This is a genomic window from Variovorax sp. J22R115, from assembly GCF_030317005.1.
Classification (GTDB): Bacteria; Pseudomonadota; Gammaproteobacteria; order Burkholderiales; family Burkholderiaceae_C; genus Variovorax.
Genome location: NZ_JASZYM010000004.1, coordinates 348,788 through 368,081 on the forward strand (window position 1 = coordinate 348,788; position 19,294 = coordinate 368,081).

Here is a 19,294-nt window from a genome sequence, read left to right on the forward strand (position 1 = left end):
GATCAGGCCTCCCCGTGGGTGACGGGCCTGTCGACCTCGGGCACGGGGCAGCTCACGCAGGCATCCAGGTCTTCGAGTTCGGGCCAGTTCGGGTAGCTCGAGAGCCGGTCCTTGAACACGGCGACGTGCGCCGCGACCTCGTTGGCCGGGGCGCTGCGCGCGCCGTGAAACAGCAGAGGCGGAAGAAAGCGCATGCCGCAGAGCGCGGCGGTCTGCTCGTAGGGCGGCAGGAAGGCGTCGAAGAAGTAACGGTTGTAGCTTTGCGGGTGGTAGCTCGTCTCGGGGCCGCCGGTGGTCGCGACCAGCCAGAAGTCCTTCCCCTCCAACGCGTGCCCGCCGGTGCCATAGGCCCATCCATAGCCGAGTACGTCGTCGAGCCAGAGCTTTTGCAGCGCCGGCATCGAATACCACTGGATCGGGTGGAGCAGGACCAGCAGGTCGGCACGGGCGAGGCGGGCCTGCTCGGTGCTCACGTCGATCGCGTAATCGGGGTAGGTGTCGTAGAGATCGTTGACGTCGACACCCGGCACGGCCTGAGCAGCTTTCAGCAACTGGAGGTTGACGCGCGAGTCTCGCCAATGTGGGTGCGCGGCGATCACGTAGATCCGAGGGGCGGCGCTTTCCGTGCTTGTTGTTGTCGGCATGCCGCGAACATAGCGCACTCCGTGCACGGCTACCATGGCGCCTGTCGTCAGTCTCGAGGAGCCTCACATGCCGGTGGTCCTGGTCGCCAATCCCAAAGGCGGAGTTGGCAAATCCACGCTCGCAACCAACATCGCGGGCTATTTCGCAAGCCGTGGCCACCCGGTGATGCTGGGTGACATCGACCGCCAGCAGTCGTCGCGGCTGTGGCTCAACCTGCGGACGCCGCAGGCGCGCGAGATCCGGAGCTGGGTCGCCTCCGAGGACGGCAACGTCGTGCGGCCGCCACGCGGAACGACGCACGCCGTCATCGACACGCCCGCCGGATTGCACGGTGCCCGCTTCAAGGATGTGGTGGCGCTGGCCGACAAGGTGCTGGTGCCCTTGCAGCCCAGCATCTTCGATATCTACGCGACACGTGACTTCCTGGACAAGCTGCTGTCGCACGGCCGTGCCGACAAGACGAAGGTCGCCCTGGTCGGCATGCGCGTGGACGCCCGCACGCTCGCGGCCGACCGGCTGCGCGAGTTCGTTTCGGGGCTCGACGTGCCCGTGCTCGGTGAGCTCCGGGACACGCAAAACTACGTCCAACTCGCGGCCCGCGGACTCACGCTGTTCGATATCGCGCCTGGCCGCGTGCAGCGCGATCTGGAGCAATGGGAGCCGATTCAGCGTTGGCTGGACGCTTGAGGGGCGCCATTCAGGTTTTCCCCTGATGCCCATGTCGCGGCGTGGACAGGCGCGACGACACCACCCCGATAAAGTGAATCGCATGAAAAAGACCTTTCAGACCCTCCAGGATCTCGCCGCATGCGTCGGCCAGGAAGTCGCCGTGAGCGACTGGATCACCGTCACGCAGGAACAGGTCAACCTGTTCGCCGAGGCCACCGGGGATCACCAGTGGATTCACGTGGACGTTGAAAAGGCCAAGGCCGGACCCTTCGGCGCACCGATCGCCCATGGCTTTCTGACCTTGTCCTTGTTGCCGCGCATCTATGAAACGGCCATGAGCGTCGTCGAGTCGCGCATGGGAGTGAACTACGGCCTGAACCGCGTCCGCTTCATGGCACCGGTGCCGGTCGGGGGGCGCGTGCGGGGACGGATGAAGCTCCTGACCTCGGAATCGATTCCCAATGACGGCTTTCAGATGACCTGGGAAACCACCATCGAGCTCGAAGGTTCGCCCAAGCCGGCCTGTGTCGCCGAGTCAGTCGTTCGCAGGTACCCGTAGCTCGCCCCTATCCCTTGGCTCGCCCCCAGGCTTGCTCACTTCGTGTAGCCGCCTATCCCCGGCCGGTGGTTCACGGAAAGGGCAGGCTGACCTCTCTTATTGGAAGTCGTTCTGGCGCCAGGCTTCGAAGACGGTCACGGCCACGGCGTTGGACAGGTTGAGGCTGCGCTGGCCTTCTTTCATCGGGAGGCGAAGCCGCTGCGGGGCGGGAAAGCCCTCGCGCAGTTCCGGCGCGAGGCCGCGCGTCTCCGAGCCGAAGACGAGCCAGTCGCCAGGGCGGAAGGTGACGTCGTGCACCGCCCGCGTGCCGCGCGTCGTGAGCGCGAACATCCGTTCCGGCGCGGGGCGCTCGGCGTCGAGCAGCGCCTGCCAGTCGCGGTGTCGCAGGACTTTGGCGTACTCGTGATAGTCCAGGCCGGCGCGGCGAAGCAGCCGGTCGTCCATCGAGAAGCCGAGCGGTTCGATCAGATGTAGGGTGCAGCCGGTGTTGGCGGCCAGCCGGATGACGTTGCCGGTGTTGGGCGGGATCTCGGGTTCGACGAGGACGATGTGAAACATGGCGCTGATTGTCGACGGCGCTCAGCCGGGTGCCTCCGTGCGAGCGAGGACGATGGCCGTGACGTGCGACGCACCGGCCACGCGCAACACCTGAGCCGCGGCGAAGAGGGATGCGCCGCTGGTCATCACGTCGTCGACCAGCACGACCCGGCGGTCCCGGACGGCGGCAGAGCGTAGCGGCTCCAGGGCAAAGGCTCCCCGCAGGTTGCGCAGGCGTTCGGCCCGCGTCAGCCCGCTTTGGGCCGGGGTTTCCCGCGTTCGCAGCAGCAAGGTGGCGTCGGTCTTCCCGGGGGCCAGTCGCCGTGCGATTTCGTGCGCCTGGTTGAAGCCGCGTTCGCGTAGTCGGGCCGGCGCGAGGGGCATCGGCAGCACGATGTCCGCCTTCTCGAGTGCGGGCTCGACCCACGGCGCGCTGCGCAGCAGCGTCGCAAGCGGCGCGGCCCGTCCCGCATCGCCCCGGAACTTGAACTCCGCGATGCATTCGGGCCACGGCCAGGCATAGGTGCAGGCCGCGAGGCACGCATCGAGCGGCGGGGGCGCCCGCGTGCACTCGCCGCACCGCGAAACGCCGTCGGGAACTTGCAGCGCGCAGGTCGCGCAGCGCGATGTCGGCGGCGCGAAGCGCGCCACGCACGCATCGCACACCGGTTGCGCCGGCCACGCGCGGCAAACGACGCACTGGCTGGGCAGGCGCTTGAGCAGGCCCCAGAAAGGCCGGTCGATCCAATGGCTGAGCATCCCTCAATATACTGAGCGCCACATGTCCACCGAGCCCGCACACCGCCCGCCGACCATCGACGCCACGGCGGCTGCGCGATGGGCGCGACTCGCGCCGGGACCGGAATCTCCCTGGCTGCATGAGGAGGTCGGTCGTCGCATGGAGGACCGGCTGCAATGGATCAAGGCCAAGCCGCGCCACTGGGCGGACTGGGCGCCGCTGCGCGGCGGCCTGGAGGCGCACGCGCTGGTTGCGCGTCGCTACCGTGACGCCGCATCCTTCGTGATCGAGCCGGAAGCCGCGCTGGTCCCGCCGACCGGCAAGGCGCTTGCCGCGCCGTGGTGGTCGGCCCGGCGGTGGCAAGGCTCGCAGCCCAGCTTCGACGCGCCTCCGGAAGAAGGCGTGGATCTGCTTTGGGCCAACATGGCGCTCCACATGGCGTCCGACCCGGAAACGCTGATCGGCGAGTGGCATCGACGGGTGGCCACCGACGGCTTCCTGATGTTCTCGTGCTTTGGCCCCGACACCCTGATGGAACTGCGGGCGATGCACCGACGCTTCGGCTGGCCGCCCGCCAGCCACGAGTTCACCGACATGCACGATTGGGGCGACATGCTGGTCGGCGCCGGTTTCGCAGAGCCGGTGATGGATATGGAACGCATCGTGCTTACCTGGCCCAATGCCGATGCCGCACTGGCGGAGTTGCGCGCACTCGGGCGCAACCTGCATCCCGGGCGTTTCCCGGCCTTGCGAGGCAAGACCTGGCGCAGCGCACTGGCGGATGCATTGCCCGAACTTGCCCCCGCCGAAGATGGCAGCGGCCAGATCGCGTTGACCTTCGAAATCATCTACGGCCACGCTTTCAAACCGGCCCCGCGGGTGGCCGTTTCCATTGAAAGTGCCGTGTCCCTGCGCGAGATGCGAGAGATGCTTCAACGCAGTCGCCAAGGCCTGTGAGTGATTGTTGCGTGACCCGCTACAATCCGGCGCTGCGTGAACTCCCGGGTATTGTCCCGTGATCGAGGCCTGTCGGACATGGGTTTGACAGCGATCGACGCACCGATTTGCTGAACTCGCCCGTGTCGAATTCCGTGTTTCGTTTTGCCACTGTTTCAGGCCAGAGCATCCATTGGTTCCTGAAGCGCAACTGCTCGGTCACGCCGAGCCAGCTTGGCTGGCTCTACGCGTCGCTCTGCGTGGTGTCTCTTGGCATCGGAACCGTCTTCTGGCTGAACGGCGCACGACTCGTGCTGCCGTTTGCCTGGCTCGAACTCGCCGCGGTGGGTTTCGCGTTCGTGCTGTATGCACGGCACGCGACCGATGGCGAAAAGATCGCCTTGCAGGGTGGTCGGTTGGTGGTCGAGCTCGAGAACGGTGGGCACTATGAGCGCACGGAATTCTTGCCGCACCAGGTGCGGGTCGAGCCTCAGGACAGCGATCGTTCGCTGATCGAGGTTTCGGGTCAAGGTCGTTCGGTCAGGGTGGGGCGCTATGTGCGCCCGGAGTTGCGCGCGGCGTTGGCGCGCGAGATTCGCATGGCATTGCGCAGTGCCTGAGGGGGCAGGCGCAATGCGGCACCGTGGGGACCGGTGGGGTTAACAGGAAATGAAGAAGTGAACACGATGAAGAGCAATTGGCGGAACAAGATCTGGCCGGCGAATCTGCTGCTGGCGGCCGGTGCGGCGTTCAGCGGCGCGGCGCATGCAGTCAATGACCTGCCCGGCGGGCCATCCGTACGTCAGCTGAATCTTCCGACGGGTGTCACCAAGATCGCGCAAGAGCAGCATTTCCTGCACACGGTGATGATGATCCTGTGCACCGTGATCTTCGTGGCGGTGTTCGCCGTCATGTTCTATTCGATCTGGAAGCACCGCAAGTCGGTCGGCCACAAGGCGGCCAACTTCCACGAGTCGGTGGTGGTCGAGGTCATCTGGACCATCGTGCCCTTCATCATCGTGATCCTGATGGCCCTTCCGGCGACCCGGGTGCTGGTGGCCCAGAAGGACACCACCAATTCCGACCTCACGATCAAGGTCACGGGCTACCAGTGGAAGTGGGGCTACGACTACCTCAAGGGCGAAGGCGAAGGACTGGGCTTCATCTCGACCCTCGACAGTTCGCACCGCGCGCTGTCCGACGCCGGTGCCCGGGGCGACGTGCCCGACAATTTCCTGTTCAAGGTCGACAACCCCCTCGTCGTGCCGGTCGATACCAAGGTGCGCATCATCACGACGGCCAATGACGTGATTCATGCTTTCGCCGTGCCGCAGTTCGGCATCAAGCAGGATGCGATCCCCGGCTTCGTCCGCGATACCTGGTTCCGCGCCGAGAAGGTGGGCGACTATTACGGCCAGTGCCAGGAGCTCTGCGGCAAGGAACACGCCTTCATGCCGATCCACGTGAAGGTGCTCGCCAAGGCCGATTACACCGCCTGGGTCGACGGCAAGCGCAAGGAAGCCGCTGCCAAGCAGGACGATCCGAACAAGGTCTGGACGCTGCCGGAAATCCTGGCTCGCGGCGAAAAGGTCTACGCCGCCAACTGCGCGGCCTGCCACCAGGCCAACGGCAAGGGCGCGGGCCCCATCAAGCCGCTCGACGGCGCGGCGATCGTGCTCAACGCAGACCACAAGCTTCAACTCCACGTGGTGCTCAACGGCCAGAACAACGGCGCCATGCCTGCATGGAAGCAACTGAGCGACACCGACATCGCCGCCGTGGTGACCTTCACCAAGAACAGCTGGTCGAACAAGACGGGTCAACTGGTGCAGCCGGCTGAAGTGCTGGCGGAGCGCGGCAAGTAAGCCGCCGCCCCCACGACGAAGAGTTTGCAAGGAATACCAAGATGAGCGCAGTCCTCGATCCCCACGGCCACGCACCCGGCCACGGCGACCATGCCCACGACGATCACCACCACGCGCCGACCGGCTGGCGCCGCTGGGTGTTCGCGACCAACCACAAGGACATCGGCACGCTGTACCTGCTGTTCTCCTTCACCATGCTGATGGTCGGGGGTGTCCTGGCGCTGCTGATCCGCGCCGAGCTGTTCCAGCCCGGTCTGCAACTGGTCAACCCCGAACTGTTCAACCAGTTCACGACCATGCACGGCCTGATCATGGTGTTCGGTGCGATCATGCCGGCCTTCGTGGGCTTCGCGAACTGGATGATCCCGCTGCAGATCGGCGCATCCGACATGGCGTTCGCGCGCATGAACAACTTCAGCTTCTGGCTGCTGATCCCGGCAGCGCTGATGCTGGTGGGTTCGTTCTTCATGCCGGGCGGTGCACCCGCCGCCGGCTGGACGCTCTACGCCCCGCTCACGCTGCAGATGGGCCCCTCGATGGACGCCGGCATCTTCGCGATGCACATCATGGGCGCCTCGTCGATCATGGGCTCGATCAACATCATCGTGACCATCCTCAACATGCGCGCGCCCGGCATGACGCTGATGAAGATGCCGATGTTCTGCTGGACCTGGCTCATTACCGCCTACCTGCTGATCGCCGTGATGCCCGTGCTCGCAGGCGCCATCACGATGACGCTGACCGACCGCCACTTCGGCACCAGCTTCTTCAATCCCGCCGGCGGCGGCGACCCGGTGATGTACCAGCACATCTTCTGGTTCTTCGGCCACCCCGAGGTGTACATCATGATCTTGCCGGCCTTCGGCATCGTCAGCCAGATCGTGCCGGCATTCGCCCGCAAGAAGCTCTTCGGCTACGCCTCGATGGTGTACGCCACCTCGTCGATCGCGATCCTGTCGTTCATCGTGTGGGCGCACCACATGTTCACGACGGGCATGCCGCTGACCGGCCAGCTGTTCTTCATGTACGCGACCATGTTGATCGCCGTGCCGACGGCAGTGAAGATCTTCAACTGGATTGCGACCATGTGGCAGGGCTCGATGACCTTCGAGACGCCGATGCTGTTCGCGGTGGGCTTCATCTTCGTGTTCACGATGGGTGGCTTCACCGGCCTGATCCTCGCGGTCGCGCCGATCGACACCCAACTGCAGGACACCTACTACGTCGTGGCCCACTTCCACTATGTGCTGGTGGCCGGTTCGCTGTACGCGATGTTCGCCGGCTACTACTACTGGGCGCCGAAGTGGACCGGGGTGATGTACAACGAAGCGCGCGGCAAGATCCACTTCTGGTGGTCGCTGATTGCCTTCAACGTCACCTTCTTCCCGATGCACTTCCTGGGCCTCGCCGGCATGCCGCGTCGCTACGCCGACTACCCGATGCAGTTCGCAGACTTCAATGCGGTCGCCACCGTGGGCGCGTTCGCCTTCGGCCTTGCGCAGGTCTACTTCTTCGTCTTCATCGTGCTCCCCACGATGATGGGCAAGGGCGAGAAGGCCCCGCAGAAGCCTTGGGAAGCTGCCGAAGGGCTCGAATGGGAAGTGCCATCGCCCGCTCCGTTCCACACCTTCGAAACCCCGCCCAAGCTGGACGCCACCGCGACCAAGGTGATCGGCTGAAGCGCATAGCGACATGACACCCGAACAGAAAAGGAACAATCGGCGCATGGGGCTCACGCTGGCCTCCATCGCCGTGCTGTTCTTCATCGGCTTCATCGTCCGCATGGTCTGGTTCGGCCGTTAGGCAGGCTCATGGGCATCGGTCAACGCATTCGTCGCGAAAACGTCCGCATGGTCGGCAAGCTGGCCGTTGTCGCGGCCGGGATGTTCGCGTTCGGCTATGCGCTGGTGCCGATGTACCGGGCCATTTGCGAGATGACCGGCATCAACATCCTGGCCCTGTCCGAATTGCAGGTGCCGGGCGGTGCGTCCGGCGGCGACAAGGTGCGCCTGCCCGACAACACCCAGGTCGACATGAGCCGCACGATCACGGTGGAGTTCGATGCCAATGTGCGCGGGCTGTGGGACTTCAAGCCCGAGCAGCGGTCGATGCAGGTGCATCCGGGCCAGCTCAACACGGTGATGTACGAGTTCCAGAACGTGCAGAACCGCCGGATGGCCGCTCAGGCCATTCCGAGCTACGCGCCGCAACAGGCCGCGCCGTATTTCAACAAGCTCGAATGCTTCTGCTTCAACCAGTACACCCTCGACGCGGGCGAGAAGAAGCAGTGGCCGGTCGCCTTCGTGATCGATCCGAAGATCTCGAAGGACGTCAAGACGATCACGCTGTCGTACACCTTCTTCGAGGTGGGCGGCAAGACGCCCTCGGCACCGGTGGCCGCCAATTCGGCCATCGTGCCGGCAGTGACGGAGCCGCGCTCGTGACCGCGCCGCAAGCGCCGCAAAAGGGCTCGCTTTGGCGGACGGCCAGGGCCGTGGGCTGGTCGTTCTTCGGCGTGCGCAAGAACAGTGCTTTCCAGGACGACGTCTCCAAGCTCAACCCGCTGCACATCATTGCGGTCGGCCTGATTGCCGTGATGCTGTTCGTCGGCGGCCTGATCTTGGTCGTGCGCTGGGTTGTCGCATCCTGAAGAACATGTCCCACAGAATTTGAATCGAGAGAAGAAAGCCAGGACCTGATATGAGTTCAACGACCCACGGCACCACGCCCTACTACTTCGTGCCCGGGCCATCGGCCTACCCGGTCATGGCTGCGACCGGCCTGCTCTTCGTCATTCTGGGGGCCGCCCAGTGGATCAATGGCCACCAATGGGGCGCATGGGCGCTGCTGATGGGCATGGTGGGGTGGCTCTCCACGCTGTTCGTCTGGTTCCGGCAGTCCATCCGCGAAAGCGAGGGTGGCATGTACGGCCACAAGGTCGACCTCTCCTTCCGCTGGAGCATGAGCTGGTTCATCTTCTCCGAGGTGATGTTCTTCGGCGCGTTCTTCACCGCGCTGTGGTGGGCCCGCTCCCATGCCCTGCCATCGCTCGGAAGTCTCGACAACGCCTTGCTGTGGCCTGATTTCAAGGCTGTGTGGCCGACCACGGTGGCCGGCGCAACCGGTTCGCCGGCCGATATCGTCGAGCCATTCCAGACGGTTGGACCGTTCTGGCTGCCGACCATCAATACCGCGCTGCTGCTGAGCTCCGGGGTCACGCTCACGATTGCCCACCACGCCCTGCGCGCAGGCCATCGCGCGCAGACCGTTCGTTTCATGTGGCTCACCGTGCTGCTCGGCCTGACCTTCCTGTTCGTGCAAGGCTACGAGTACCACCACCTGTACACCGAGTTGAACCTCAGGCTCAGCTCCGGCACGTACGGCTCGACCTTCTTCATGCTGACCGGCTTCCACGGGCTGCACGTGTTCATCGGCATGCTGATGCTCTTCTTCATCACGCTGCGCATCCGCAAGGGGCACTTCACGCCGGAGCGTCACTTCGGTTTCGAAGGCGCTGCTTGGTACTGGCACTTCGTCGACGTGGTGTGGCTCGGCCTGTATTTCACGGTTTATTGGCTTTGAGCATCAGCGACGGCAAAACAAAAAAGCGCCGCAAGGCGCTTTTTTCATGGTTCTCCTGGAATGAGCACAACCTACTTGCCGACCGGCAGGCCCCCTGGCTGGATGTACCCGAGCTTCCACGCCACCAGGACGCACAGGAACAAAACCACCGACAGGCCGATCCGAACGGTGAGCGCGCGTACCATGCCGCCACTTTTGGCGCGGCCGTTGCGCCCGTCCTTCAGCATGAAGAACAGCGCGAACCCGAGACTCGCCAGGATGCCCAGGAAGGCGAGGGCGACAAAGTATTTCATGACCCTCATTATCGGCCGCCGAGGCCGCCCCGCGGCATGAGCGCGGACTCTCCCGTCGTCCCGCGCCCCTCGCGGCGCGGACGCTTCTGGGTGGTCACCGGGATGGCCGTGATCACGATCGCGGTCGCGGTTTCGCTGGGCCGGTGGCAACTCTCGCGGGCCGCGCAGAAAGAGGCCATCCAGGCCGAGATCGACACGCAGAAGAGCCTGCCGCCGCTCGATCAGAAGGCCTTCCTGGCCCTGGACAAGCCTGCTTCCACACTGAATCGCCCGGTACGGTTGCGGGGCCTCTGGCTGACGCCGCACACGGCCTACCTGGACAACCGCCAGATGCACGGCGTGCCGGGCTTCTACGTAGTGACGCCCCTCGCCCTGGAAGGTACCAACCAAACCGTGTTGATCCAGCGCGGCTGGGTGCAGCGCAACTTCACCGACCGGACCCAATTGGAGCCGGTCGAGACCCCATCCGGCCTGATCGAGGTGACCGGGCGAATCGCCTCGCCGCCCGCGCACCTGCTGGAACTGGGCAAGGCGGATTCCGCGGCACCAACGCCGGGGTCCGCGGGGTCTTCTGTCATCCGGCAGAATCTGGACCTTGAAGCGTTTCGCGCCGAAACCGGTCTGCCACTGCGGACCGATGTCTCCTTGCAGCAGACCGGTCCGGCTTCCGAGGGCCTGCAGCGAGATTGGCCGGCCCCCGCGCTGGGTGTTGAAAAGCACTACGGCTATGCATTCCAGTGGTTCGGCCTTTCGGCCCTCGTCGCAATCCTCTATGTCTGGTTCCAACTCATCGCCCCCTTCCGCCGCGCACGCGCTGCACGCCATGGCTGACGAGCCGCTCGGGCTGACCGTGCACTCGATGCCGTCGCCGCGCCAGGCGCTCGCGGGCGCCGAGGGCAGGCGGACGGTGCTCGGCCGCTGGAAGATGGTCGCCGTGCTGCTGTGCTGCGCGGCGCCGGTGATCGCCTCGTACTTCACCTACTACGTGATTCGCCCCGAAGGCCGCAGCGTCTACGGCGAGCTCGTCGACCCTCAGCGGCCGATGCCGAACATCACGGGCGCGCAGCGGGACGGAAAGCCGGTTCAGCTCTCGTCCCTCAAGGGACAGTGGCTCCTGGTTGCCGTTGCTGATGCCGGCTGTGATGCGCTCTGTGAGCAGCAGCTCTACCTGCAACGCCAACTGCGCGAGAGCCTGGGGCGCGAAAAGGACCGGCTCGATCGCGTCTGGATCGTCAGCGATGCGGCGCCCATCCCCGAGCGCCTCGACAACGGCCTTCGCGGCGCGACCGTGGTGCGCGTTCCTGCTGCGCAGCTCGCCCAGTGGCTCGCGCCAAGTGCCGGGCATGCCTTGGCGGAGCACCTCTTCGTGGTCGACCCCATGGGCAACTGGATGATGCGCTTCCCCGCCGGCATGGACACAGCCGGCGCCGGCCGCGCCAAGCGCGACCTCGACCGCCTGCTGCGCGCATCCGCCTCGTGGGACGAGCCAGGACGCTGATCTCGCCATGGACACGACTTCGCTCTACGACCTCACGCCGATCGCCTGGCTCATGGCGGTCGGCGTGCTGATCGCCCTGGGGCCGCTGCTCTGGGTCTGGCGGCGAAATGCCGGCAGCGGGCCCGCGCGACGCCTGCATGCGCTGACCGTGCTCACGCTGTTCCTGACTTTCGACCTGACCCTGTTCGGCGCCTTCACGCGCCTGACCGATTCGGGCCTCGGTTGCCCCGACTGGCCCGGCTGCTACGGCAACGCGAGTCCGCTCGGTGCGCGCCACGACATCGCCATGGCGCAGGCCGCGCAGCCGACCGGGCCGGTCACGCACAGCAAGGCCTGGGTCGAAATGGTCCACCGCTATCTGGCGACCGGCGTCGGGGTACTGATACTCGCGCTGGCGATCGCGACCTGGGTCGCGCGTCGCCGCCACCGCATGGCCGAGCACATCGGCGAGAAGCCGCTCAGCGCATGGTGGCCTGCCGCCACACTGGCGTGGGTGTGCCTGCAAGGCGCGTTCGGCGCCATGACGGTGACCTGGAAGCTCTACCCGGCGATCGTCACCCTTCATCTGCTGGGTGCCGTCGTGCTGCTTGCATTGCTGTGCATCCAGGCCGTCCGATACCAGCAGGCGGCAGCGCAACGCGCGCCCACGGCCGTACCTTCCGCGCTGCGCACCCTGCTGATCGCGACGACCGCACTGTTGGCGCTGCAGATCGCCTTGGGCGGCTGGGTCAGCACCAACTACGCGGTGCTCGCGTGCACGCAATTCCCGACCTGCCAGGACAGCTGGTGGCCTCCCATGAACTTCGCACAGGGCTTTCAAGTCTGGCGCCAGCTCGGCGAGACGACGGGCGGCGCGCCCATCGATTTCGCGTCGCTGACCGCCATCCACTACACGCATCGGCTCATGGCCTATGTCGTTTTCGTCGCCATGGGCGCGTTGGCCTGGCGACTGCACGGAGTCGGTCCGCTGCGCGCCCAGGCGCGCTGGCTGGCAGGACTGGCCCTGCTTCAGCTTGCCACCGGACTGGGCAACGTGCTGCTCGGATGGCCCCTCGCTGCGGCCGTGCTGCACACTGGCGGCGCCGCGGCGCTCGCGGTGGTGCTCACCTGGACGATCTGCGAAAGCCGGCGCGAACGGGCCAACGTGATTGCTGCGGCAGGCGCTCGCAGCAACGGAATGGAGGTCGCCCGATGAGCGCACCTGCCTCCATCCACGGCCCGACGACCGCCAGCGTCCTGCGTCAGTTCTACGCGCTGACCAAGCCGCGCGTGGTGCAGCTGATCGTCTTCTGCGCACTGATCGGCATGGTGCTCGCCGTTCCTGGCGTGCCGACGCTCGCCGACCTGCAGCAGGGCGCGCTGGCCTGCCTCGGCATCTGGCTGGTCGCCGCCGCCGCCGCGGCCTTCAACTGCCTGGTCGAGAAGGGCATCGATGCCAAGATGAAGCGGACCGCATGGCGGCCGACGGCACGCGGGCAACTGAGCGATCGCCAGGCGCTGATCTTCTCGGCCACGCTGTGCGCGATCGGCTCGGCGCTGCTGTGGTTCACCGTGAACCCGCTGACCATGTGGCTGACCTTCGCCACCTTCGTCGGCTACGCGGTGATCTACACCGTGATCCTCAAGCCGCTGACACCGCAGAACATCGTGATCGGCGGCGCGTCCGGTGCGATGCCGCCGGTGCTGGGCTGGGCCGCGATGACCGGCGAAGTCGGGCCCGAAGCCCTGATCCTTTTCCTCATCATCTTCCTGTGGACGCCGCCGCACTTCTGGGCGCTGGCGCTCTACCGTGTCGAGGACTACCGCAAGGCAGGGCTCCCGATGCTGCCGGTGACGCACGGCAACGAGTTCACGCGCCTGCAGGTGCTGCTCTACACCTTCATCCTGTTCGCGGCCTGCCTGATGCCGTTCATCTACGGCATGAGTGGCTGGCTCTATCTGGCCGTCGCCATTGGGGTGAGCATCGGCTTTACCGGCTATGCCTTCGCGCTGTGGCGAAACTATTCCGACACGCTGGCGCGCAAGACTTTCCGTTTTTCACTGATCCACCTGAGCGTGCTGTTTGCGGCACTCCTGGTTGATCACTACCTGCGATGAAGCATTCAATGAACAAGCGGCAAGCTCTCCGATGGATGGTCAAGACGGCGGCCTGGGGTGGCGCGGCGGCCGTTGCGGGCCTGAGTTTCGCGGCCTGCACCGAGTCCAAACCCAGCTTCAACGCGGTCGACATCACGGGCGCGGACTACGCGAAGGACTTCTCGCTGACCGACGCCGAGGGCCGCGTTCGGACGATGGCCGACTTCAAGGGCAAGGCGGTCGTGCTCTTCTTCGGCTACGCCCAGTGCCCGGACGTCTGCCCGACGACCATGTCCGAGATGACACAGGTCAAACAGCAACTCGGTGCGGACGGCGGCAAGTTGCAGGTGCTGTTCGTCACCGTCGATCCGGCGCGCGACACGCCGGAGGTGATGAAGGCCTACATGGGCGCGTTCGACCCGTCCTTCGTCGCGCTGATTCCAACGCCTGACCAACTCGCGGCCATGACGAAGGACTTCAAGGTCTATTACAAGAAGGTGGATGGCAAGACGCCCACCAGCTACTCGATGGACCACTCCGCGGCGAGCTTCATCTACGACCCTCAAGGTCGCTTGCGCCTCTACGCGCGCTACGGCGCCGGCGTGCCGGCGATGGTGTCGGACATCAAGGCCTTGCTGAAGTCCTGAGCCGGGCGCCGTGGGCAGCGTGGACCATCTCAGGCAGCGAAAGGGCGCGTTTCGCATTGCCCTGATTCCGCCGGAAGTGCTGGAGGCCCTCAACGACGGGCTGCTGGAAACCGTCAACCTGAACGAGTTCCTGGCGCTGGAACTGCCCCGCTTGGCGCGCAGCGTGGCGACGCACATCGGGCTCGACCCCGGCAGCGAGCGTCTGAGCGATACCTTCGCGATGCTGGGGGCCTTCAAGCCGATGCAGCGCCACGGCCACATCGCCCGCGCGCTTTACGATTTGACTGCGCAGCATCCTGAACGCGATGCCGTGGCGCACCTGCTCGCCACCCATCCCAGCGACGTGGCGCGCTGCTGGGCGACGCACTGGATCCCCATGTCGGGGCTTGCCTTGCCCGAGCAGTTGAATGCGGTTCGCCGCTTTGCCGCGGATGCGCATTTCGGCGTGCGTGAATTGGCGTGGATGGCGGTCCGCGACGCGACGATCCAGTCACTCGACGAGGCGCTCCGGCTCCTTCAGCCGTGGGCGGCTGATCCGGACCCGAACATCCGCCGCTTCGCCAGCGAACTCACGCGTCCCCGGGGCGTCTGGTGCGAACAGATCGAGCGGTTGAAGGCCGAGCCGTGGGCTGGCGTGGCCCTGTTGGAGCTGCTGCGCGCGGACCCCAGCCGGTACGTGCAGAACTCGGTCGCCAACTGGCTCAACGACGCCAGTCGGAGCCAGCCGGCCTGGGTGGAAGAGATCTGCGCGCGCTGGCTTGCGGAAAGCGACGCGACCGAGACGCGCTACATCGCGCGGCGCGCACTGCGGACGCTGTCGAAAAGGACTGCTGAAGAGCCCTGAAAGCAAAAAGCCCGGCGCGAGACCGGGCTTTTTCGGTTTGGAAGACGCTCAGGCGTATTCCGCGAGGGCCTTCTTCATCTTCTTCATCGCCGCCACTTCGATCTGGCGAATGCGCTCGGCGCTCACGCCGTAGACCGCCGCCAGGTCGTGCAGCGTCATGCCGCCCGAGCCGTCGTCGTTGACCTTGAGCCAACGCTCTTCCACGATGCGGCGGCTGCGATCGTCGAGCGATTGCAGGGCGGTCGAGATGCCGTCGGTCGAGAGACGGTCGCGCTGCTGAGATTCGAGCCGGGCCGTCGGCTCCTGGCTCGCGTCCGCCAGGTAGGCAATGGGACCGAAGCCTTCGTCGCCGTCGTCGGACGGGCTAGGGTCGAGCAGGACGTCGCCACCGGAGAGGCGTGTTTCCATCTCCAGCACTTCTTCCGGCTTCACGTTCAGCCGGCTCGCCATTTGCGAGACTTCGTCCGGGCTCAGCGTGTCGCGGTGCGTGCCGCCATCGGCGGCGGCCGAGTCGGCCTTGAAGCCCTGCTTCATCGAGCGCAGGTTGAAGAACAGCTTACGCTGGGCCTTGGTCGTCGCTACCTTGACCATGCGCCAATTCTTGAGGATGTACTCGTGAATCTCGGCCTTGATCCAGTGCATGGCATAGCTGACCAGCCGCACGCCCTGATCGGGGTCGAAACGCTTCACGGCCTTCATCAGGCCGACATTGCCCTCCTGGATCAGGTCGCCGTGCGGCAGCCCGTAGCCCAGGTATTGGCGCGAAATGGAGACGACGAGGCGCAGGTGCGACAGGATCAGCGCACTGGCGGCTTCGAGGTCGTTGTGGTCGCGCAATTTGCGCGCGAAACCCTGCTCTTCCTCGAGCGTCAGCAGCGGCAACCGGTTGGCTGCCGAAATGTAGGCGTCCAGGTTACCCAGCGGGGGCACCATCGACCACGGATTGGCGACGGCGAGCTGGTTGGCAGAGGCTCCAGACAGTGTTGTCATTCGGGAAACTCCTTCGTTCTTGGCCATATCCTGACCATATTAGCACTCGATTAGAGGGAGTGCTAAGCTAAGGGTTCCCACCTATTTTTCATCGGGTTGATAGCTTCTGTCATGGGCAAGGCCCCGAATCGGGGGAGAAGCCGGCCTACCAGCGCATTCCGAGGCGCAGGAAGATCCTCGACAGGACGAACAGCGGGCCGACCCAAAGGTATTGGATGTCTTCGAAGAAGGAAGGTTTCCTGCCTTCGATCTTGTGGCCGATGAACTGGAAAATCCACGCCACGACGAAGATGGCTGCTGAAACCGGAAAAACAAGGTCGCCCAGTGCCTGGACCGCCGCCAAGAGCGCGACGGTGCCCACGAGCATGGTGATCAAGAAGGCGGGGGATCGAAGCATCGCGTAGTACACGAGGCTCGCCGCCACAAAGGCGTAGGCCACCCAGGGGTGCAAGGCAAAAAGGAGCCCGACGATGCTGAACATGATGGCGGGAATCGCCACCATGTGAATGGCCTCGTTGGTGGGGTTCTGATGGCTTTCGCCATAGTGCGCGAGCAGGCGGTCGACTTTTCTGTCGCTGCGTGTCAGCGGCGCGGCTGCGGTGTTCATGTTGTCTCCTCGGCTCGTTTTTGCGCCGAAGATGATGCCAGATCGCCCCGGTCCCGTCGCTTGGGACTTCTACCCCAGCAGAGCCTGGGCGAACTCCCGGGCGTCGAAGGTTTCGAGGTCTTCCAGCTTTTCGCCCACCCCGATGAAATAGACCGGAATCGGCCGCTCCCGGGCGATTGCGCACAGGACGCCACCCTTGGCCGTTCCATCCAGCTTGGTGACGACCAACCCCGTCAGGCCCAGGGCTTCGTCGAAGGCCCTGACCTGCGCCAGGGCGTTCTGCCCGGTGTTGCCGTCGATCACCAGCAGGATCTCGTGCGGCGCGGTCGCGTCCGCCCGGGCAACGACGCGCTTGATCTTCTTGAGCTCGTCCATCAGGTGGATTTGAGTCGGCAGCCGGCCGGCCGTGTCGACCAGCACCACGTCCTTGCCGCGCGCCTTGCCTGCGTTGACTGCATCGAAGCTCACGGCGGCGGGATCGCCGCCTTCCTGGCTGACGATCTCCACCGTGTTGCGATCGGCCCAGACCAGCAATTGCTCGCGCGCAGCCGCCCGGAACGTGTCGGCCGCCGCCAGCAGCACCGAAGCGCCTTCGTTGGCCAAGTGCTTGGTGAGCTTGCCGATCGACGTGGTCTTCCCCGCGCCATTCACGCCGGCGACCATGATCACGGTCGGCGTGTACTGCCCGATCACCAGCGACTTCTCCAGCGGACGCAGCAAATCGGCGATCGCGTCGGCCAGCAGCACCTTCACCTGCGCGGCGTCGGTGGCCATGTTGCTCTTGACCCGGCGGCGGAGGTCCTCCAGGAGGTGCTCCGTCGCCTTGACGCCGGTATCGGCCATCAGGAGGGCTTCCTCGAGCTCTTCATACAGCGCGTCGTCGATCTGGGCGTTGACGAAGGCGGCCGTGATGCTGTTGCCGGTCTTGCGCAGGCCGCTCTTGAGCTTTCCGAGCCAGCCGGTGCGTTCCGGTGCAGGTTCGGGCGCAGGCGCGGGCGCGGGCGCGGACGTTTGGACGGGGGCCGGCACCACCGACACAACCGGTGCGGGCGCGGGAGCGGGAGGGGGCGCGACGGTGGGCGCTAGTTCTGGCATTGGCGCCGTTACGGGCGGGGCTACCGGCGCTGCAACCGGCGCCACCGGTGCGGGCGGTGGCGGCTCTGCCACCGCGGGCTTTCCGCCGAACCATGTGGAGGGTGAAAAGACCGACTTGGCCGGCGCCGGCGGCTCTGCAGGCGACTCCACCGGCGTCTCCGCGGGTGCCGGAGACGGCATTTGTGCCTCGGATGGCGGTTTTTTCTTGAAGAAACTGAACATTGCGTGGTTTTTACAATCCGAGCCATTCTATGAAACACCCCTTGCCACGCCGCGCTGCGTTTGGTGCGGTGCTGGCCTCGGTGCTGATGGCATCCTGGTTTTTGCCCGTCCACGCGCAAACTTCCCCTTCGTCACCGTCTTCGGCTGCATCCACCGCACCGGTTCCGGCGGAGCAATTCACGCTCTCCAACGGCATGACCTTGATCGTCAAGCCCGACCGCCGGGCGCCTACGGCGGTCCAGATGCTGTGGGTCCGCGTCGGCTCCATGGACGAGGTCGACGGCACTTCCGGTGTGGCGCACGTCCTGGAACACATGATGTTCAAGGGCACGAAGGACCTGAAGCCCGGCGAGTTCTCTCGCCGCGTGGCCGCGCTCGGCGGGCGCGAAAACGCATTCACCACCCGCGACTACACCGGCTACTACCAGCAGATTCCCGCCGACAAGCTCGAACAGGTGATGAAGCTGGAATCGGACCGCTTCGCCAACAACCGGTGGGCGGACGACGAATTCAAGCGCGAGATCGAGGTTGTCAAGGAAGAGCGCCGCATGCGCACCGAAGATCAGCCGCGCTCCTTGCTCGGCGAACAGCAGAATGCCGCCGTCTTCACCGCCTCGCCGTATCACCGTCCGGTGGTCGGCTGGATGAGCGATCTGGATGCGATGACGCCGGAGGACGCTCGTGCCTTCTTCAAGCACTGGTACACCCCGGCCAACGCGGCGATCGTCGTGGCCGGCGATGTCGACGTGGCCAAGGTGCGTGCCTGGGCCGAGAAGTACTACGGCTCGATCCCGGCGCGTGCGGTGCCGGTCCGCAAGCCGCGCATCGAGCCCGCGCAGCGCGGCATCCGCCGCGTCGAGTTCAAGGCGCCTGCCGAGCAGGCCTATGTCTCGCTCGCGTACCGCGTGCCGCAGATCGACCCTGCGGACAAGTTCAATGGCGATATCGATCCCTATGCATTGGTGGTGCTGGCGGCAGTGCTCGACGGCTATCCGGGCTCGCGGCTCGATCGCGCATTGACGCAGGGGCCCGATCGCGTGGCGGATTCGGCCGGCGCCTATTCGGGCTTCGTCGGTCGCGGCCCGCAGTTGTTCGTGCTGGATGGCGTTCCAGCAGCCGGCAAGACCACGGAAGCGGTCGAAGCCGCACTGCGCGCCGAAGTGGCGAAGATTGCCCGGGAGGGCATTGGCGAGGCCGAGCTGGCCCGCGTGAAGACACAGTGGGTCGCCAGCGAAACTTACAAGCTCGATTCTGTGATGTCGCAGGCGCGCGAACTCGGAAGCAACTGGGTCCAGGGCCTGCCGCTCGACGCGAGCGCCCGCATCATCGACCGGCTCCAGGGCGTGACGGCACAACAGGTCCAGGCTGTGGCCGCCAAGTACTTCGGCGACGACCAGCTCACCGCCGCCGTGCTGCGGCCACTGCCGCCCGAGACCACCCGCCGTCCCCGCGGCCCTGCAGCGCCGGCCGGCGACCTGCGCTGAAAGAAG

General features: G+C 65.5%; 24 protein-coding genes. 17 read left to right on the top strand and 7 right to left on the bottom strand.

Annotated elements, in window-relative coordinates:
• Positions 1 to 2 precede the first annotated feature (2 nt).
• Positions 3 to 644, bottom strand: a complete 642-nt coding sequence (locus tag QTI04_RS09300) for an NAD(P)H-dependent oxidoreductase (RefSeq protein ID WP_286615373.1) — start codon at positions 642 to 644, stop codon at positions 3 to 5.
• Positions 645 to 711: 67 nt separating this feature from the next.
• Here QTI04_RS09300 and QTI04_RS09305 point away from each other — a divergent pair, with 67 nt between their 5' ends.
• Positions 712 to 1,332, top strand: a complete 621-nt coding sequence (locus tag QTI04_RS09305) for a ParA family protein (RefSeq protein ID WP_286601261.1) — start codon at positions 712 to 714, stop codon at positions 1,330 to 1,332.
• A gap of 82 nt (positions 1,333 to 1,414) precedes the next feature.
• Positions 1,415 to 1,873, top strand: a complete 459-nt coding sequence (locus QTI04_RS09310; RefSeq protein WP_286601262.1) for a MaoC family dehydratase — start codon at positions 1,415 to 1,417, stop codon at positions 1,871 to 1,873.
• A gap of 96 nt (positions 1,874 to 1,969) precedes the next feature.
• Here the strand turns inward: QTI04_RS09310 and trmL are convergent, their stop codons facing one another.
• Positions 1,970 to 2,431 carry a tRNA (uridine(34)/cytosine(34)/5-carboxymethylaminomethyluridine(34)-2'-O)-methyltransferase TrmL gene (gene trmL / locus QTI04_RS09315; protein ID WP_286615246.1) on the bottom strand — a complete coding sequence of 154 codons (462 nt, stop codon included), beginning with the start codon at positions 2,429 to 2,431 and terminating at the stop codon, positions 1,970 to 1,972.
• A gap of 21 nt (positions 2,432 to 2,452) precedes the next feature.
• Complete coding sequence (locus tag QTI04_RS09320; RefSeq protein ID WP_286615247.1) at positions 2,453 to 3,169, bottom strand: ComF family protein; 717 nt, start codon at positions 3,167 to 3,169, stop codon at positions 2,453 to 2,455.
• Between the two features lie 22 nt (positions 3,170 to 3,191).
• Here QTI04_RS09320 and QTI04_RS09325 point away from each other — a divergent pair, with 22 nt between their 5' ends.
• From QTI04_RS09325 to QTI04_RS09360, 8 genes are all read left to right on the top strand, one after another.
• Positions 3,192 to 4,106, top strand: a complete 915-nt coding sequence (locus QTI04_RS09325; protein ID WP_286615249.1) for a biotin synthase — start codon at positions 3,192 to 3,194, stop codon at positions 4,104 to 4,106.
• A 122-nt stretch (positions 4,107 to 4,228) separates the two neighbouring features.
• The gene (locus QTI04_RS09330; protein ID WP_286567805.1) at positions 4,229 to 4,705 is read left to right on the top strand and encodes a DUF2244 domain-containing protein; all 477 of its coding nucleotides are present in this window, start codon (positions 4,229 to 4,231) and stop codon (positions 4,703 to 4,705) included.
• A 66-nt stretch (positions 4,706 to 4,771) separates the two neighbouring features.
• Complete coding sequence (gene coxB / locus QTI04_RS09335) at positions 4,772 to 5,950, top strand: cytochrome c oxidase subunit II (protein WP_286615250.1); 1,179 nt, start codon at positions 4,772 to 4,774, stop codon at positions 5,948 to 5,950.
• A 41-nt stretch (positions 5,951 to 5,991) separates the two neighbouring features.
• Positions 5,992 to 7,629 carry a cytochrome c oxidase subunit I gene (gene ctaD, locus QTI04_RS09340; RefSeq protein WP_286601267.1) on the top strand — a complete coding sequence of 546 codons (1,638 nt, stop codon included), beginning with the start codon at positions 5,992 to 5,994 and terminating at the stop codon, positions 7,627 to 7,629.
• Between the two features lie 13 nt (positions 7,630 to 7,642).
• Complete coding sequence (locus QTI04_RS09345) at positions 7,643 to 7,753, top strand: cytochrome oxidase small assembly protein (protein WP_214682983.1); 111 nt, start codon at positions 7,643 to 7,645, stop codon at positions 7,751 to 7,753.
• A gap of 8 nt (positions 7,754 to 7,761) precedes the next feature.
• A complete protein-coding gene (locus QTI04_RS09350) occupies positions 7,762 to 8,394 on the top strand; it encodes a cytochrome c oxidase assembly protein (RefSeq protein WP_286615252.1) in 633 nt (210 codons plus the stop codon).
• Positions 8,391 to 8,600, top strand: a complete 210-nt coding sequence (locus tag QTI04_RS09355) for a DUF2970 domain-containing protein (RefSeq protein WP_286601273.1) — start codon at positions 8,391 to 8,393, stop codon at positions 8,598 to 8,600. Before QTI04_RS09350 ends, QTI04_RS09355 begins: the two co-directional genes overlap by 4 nt.
• A gap of 50 nt (positions 8,601 to 8,650) precedes the next feature.
• Positions 8,651 to 9,532 (top strand): cytochrome c oxidase subunit 3, encoded by an 882-nt coding sequence (locus QTI04_RS09360; protein WP_286601274.1) that lies wholly within the window; start codon positions 8,651 to 8,653, stop codon positions 9,530 to 9,532.
• 71 nt (positions 9,533 to 9,603) lie between these two features.
• Here QTI04_RS09360 and QTI04_RS09365 read toward each other — a convergent pair whose 3' ends face one another.
• Positions 9,604 to 9,834, bottom strand: a complete 231-nt coding sequence (locus QTI04_RS09365) for a twin transmembrane helix small protein (protein ID WP_286601275.1) — start codon at positions 9,832 to 9,834, stop codon at positions 9,604 to 9,606.
• A 93-nt stretch (positions 9,835 to 9,927) separates the two neighbouring features.
• Between QTI04_RS09365 and QTI04_RS09370 the strand changes: the two genes are divergently transcribed.
• Genes QTI04_RS09370 through QTI04_RS09395 form a run of 6 tightly spaced genes read left to right on the top strand, consistent with a single transcriptional unit; the run spans position 9,928 to position 14,890 of the window.
• Complete coding sequence (locus tag QTI04_RS09370) at positions 9,928 to 10,656, top strand: SURF1 family protein (protein WP_336621876.1); 729 nt, start codon at positions 9,928 to 9,930, stop codon at positions 10,654 to 10,656.
• Positions 10,649 to 11,323 (top strand): hypothetical protein, encoded by a 675-nt coding sequence (locus tag QTI04_RS09375; RefSeq protein WP_286615254.1) that lies wholly within the window; start codon positions 10,649 to 10,651, stop codon positions 11,321 to 11,323. The genes QTI04_RS09370 and QTI04_RS09375 overlap by 8 nt, the downstream gene beginning before the upstream one ends.
• A 7-nt stretch (positions 11,324 to 11,330) precedes the next feature.
• Positions 11,331 to 12,518 (top strand): heme A synthase, encoded by a 1,188-nt coding sequence (locus QTI04_RS09380; RefSeq protein WP_286615257.1) that lies wholly within the window; start codon positions 11,331 to 11,333, stop codon positions 12,516 to 12,518.
• The gene (gene cyoE, locus QTI04_RS09385) at positions 12,515 to 13,420 is read left to right on the top strand and encodes a heme o synthase (RefSeq protein ID WP_286615258.1); all 906 of its coding nucleotides are present in this window, start codon (positions 12,515 to 12,517) and stop codon (positions 13,418 to 13,420) included. Before QTI04_RS09380 ends, cyoE begins: the two co-directional genes overlap by 4 nt.
• 8 nt (positions 13,421 to 13,428) lie before the next feature.
• On the top strand, positions 13,429 to 14,046 hold the full coding sequence (locus QTI04_RS09390) for an SCO family protein (RefSeq protein WP_286615259.1): 618 nt from the start codon (positions 13,429 to 13,431) through the stop codon (positions 14,044 to 14,046).
• 10 nt (positions 14,047 to 14,056) lie between these two features.
• On the top strand, positions 14,057 to 14,890 hold the full coding sequence (locus tag QTI04_RS09395) for a DNA alkylation repair protein (RefSeq protein WP_286615261.1): 834 nt from the start codon (positions 14,057 to 14,059) through the stop codon (positions 14,888 to 14,890).
• Positions 14,891 to 14,938: 48 nt separating this feature from the next.
• Here QTI04_RS09395 and rpoH read toward each other — a convergent pair whose 3' ends face one another.
• The 3 genes from rpoH to ftsY form a co-directional block, all read right to left on the bottom strand.
• A complete protein-coding gene (gene rpoH / locus QTI04_RS09400; RefSeq protein WP_286601285.1) occupies positions 14,939 to 15,880 on the bottom strand; it encodes an RNA polymerase sigma factor RpoH in 942 nt (313 codons plus the stop codon).
• 145 nt (positions 15,881 to 16,025) lie between these two features.
• A complete protein-coding gene (locus QTI04_RS09405; protein ID WP_286601286.1) occupies positions 16,026 to 16,487 on the bottom strand; it encodes a DUF962 domain-containing protein in 462 nt (153 codons plus the stop codon).
• A gap of 69 nt (positions 16,488 to 16,556) precedes the next feature.
• Complete coding sequence (gene ftsY, locus QTI04_RS09410; protein ID WP_286615265.1) at positions 16,557 to 17,804, bottom strand: signal recognition particle-docking protein FtsY; 1,248 nt, start codon at positions 17,802 to 17,804, stop codon at positions 16,557 to 16,559.
• A gap of 29 nt (positions 17,805 to 17,833) precedes the next feature.
• Between ftsY and QTI04_RS09415 the strand changes: the two genes are divergently transcribed.
• On the top strand, positions 17,834 to 19,288 hold the full coding sequence (locus QTI04_RS09415) for a pitrilysin family protein (RefSeq protein ID WP_286615374.1): 1,455 nt from the start codon (positions 17,834 to 17,836) through the stop codon (positions 19,286 to 19,288).
• Positions 19,289 to 19,294: the final 6 nt, after the last annotated feature.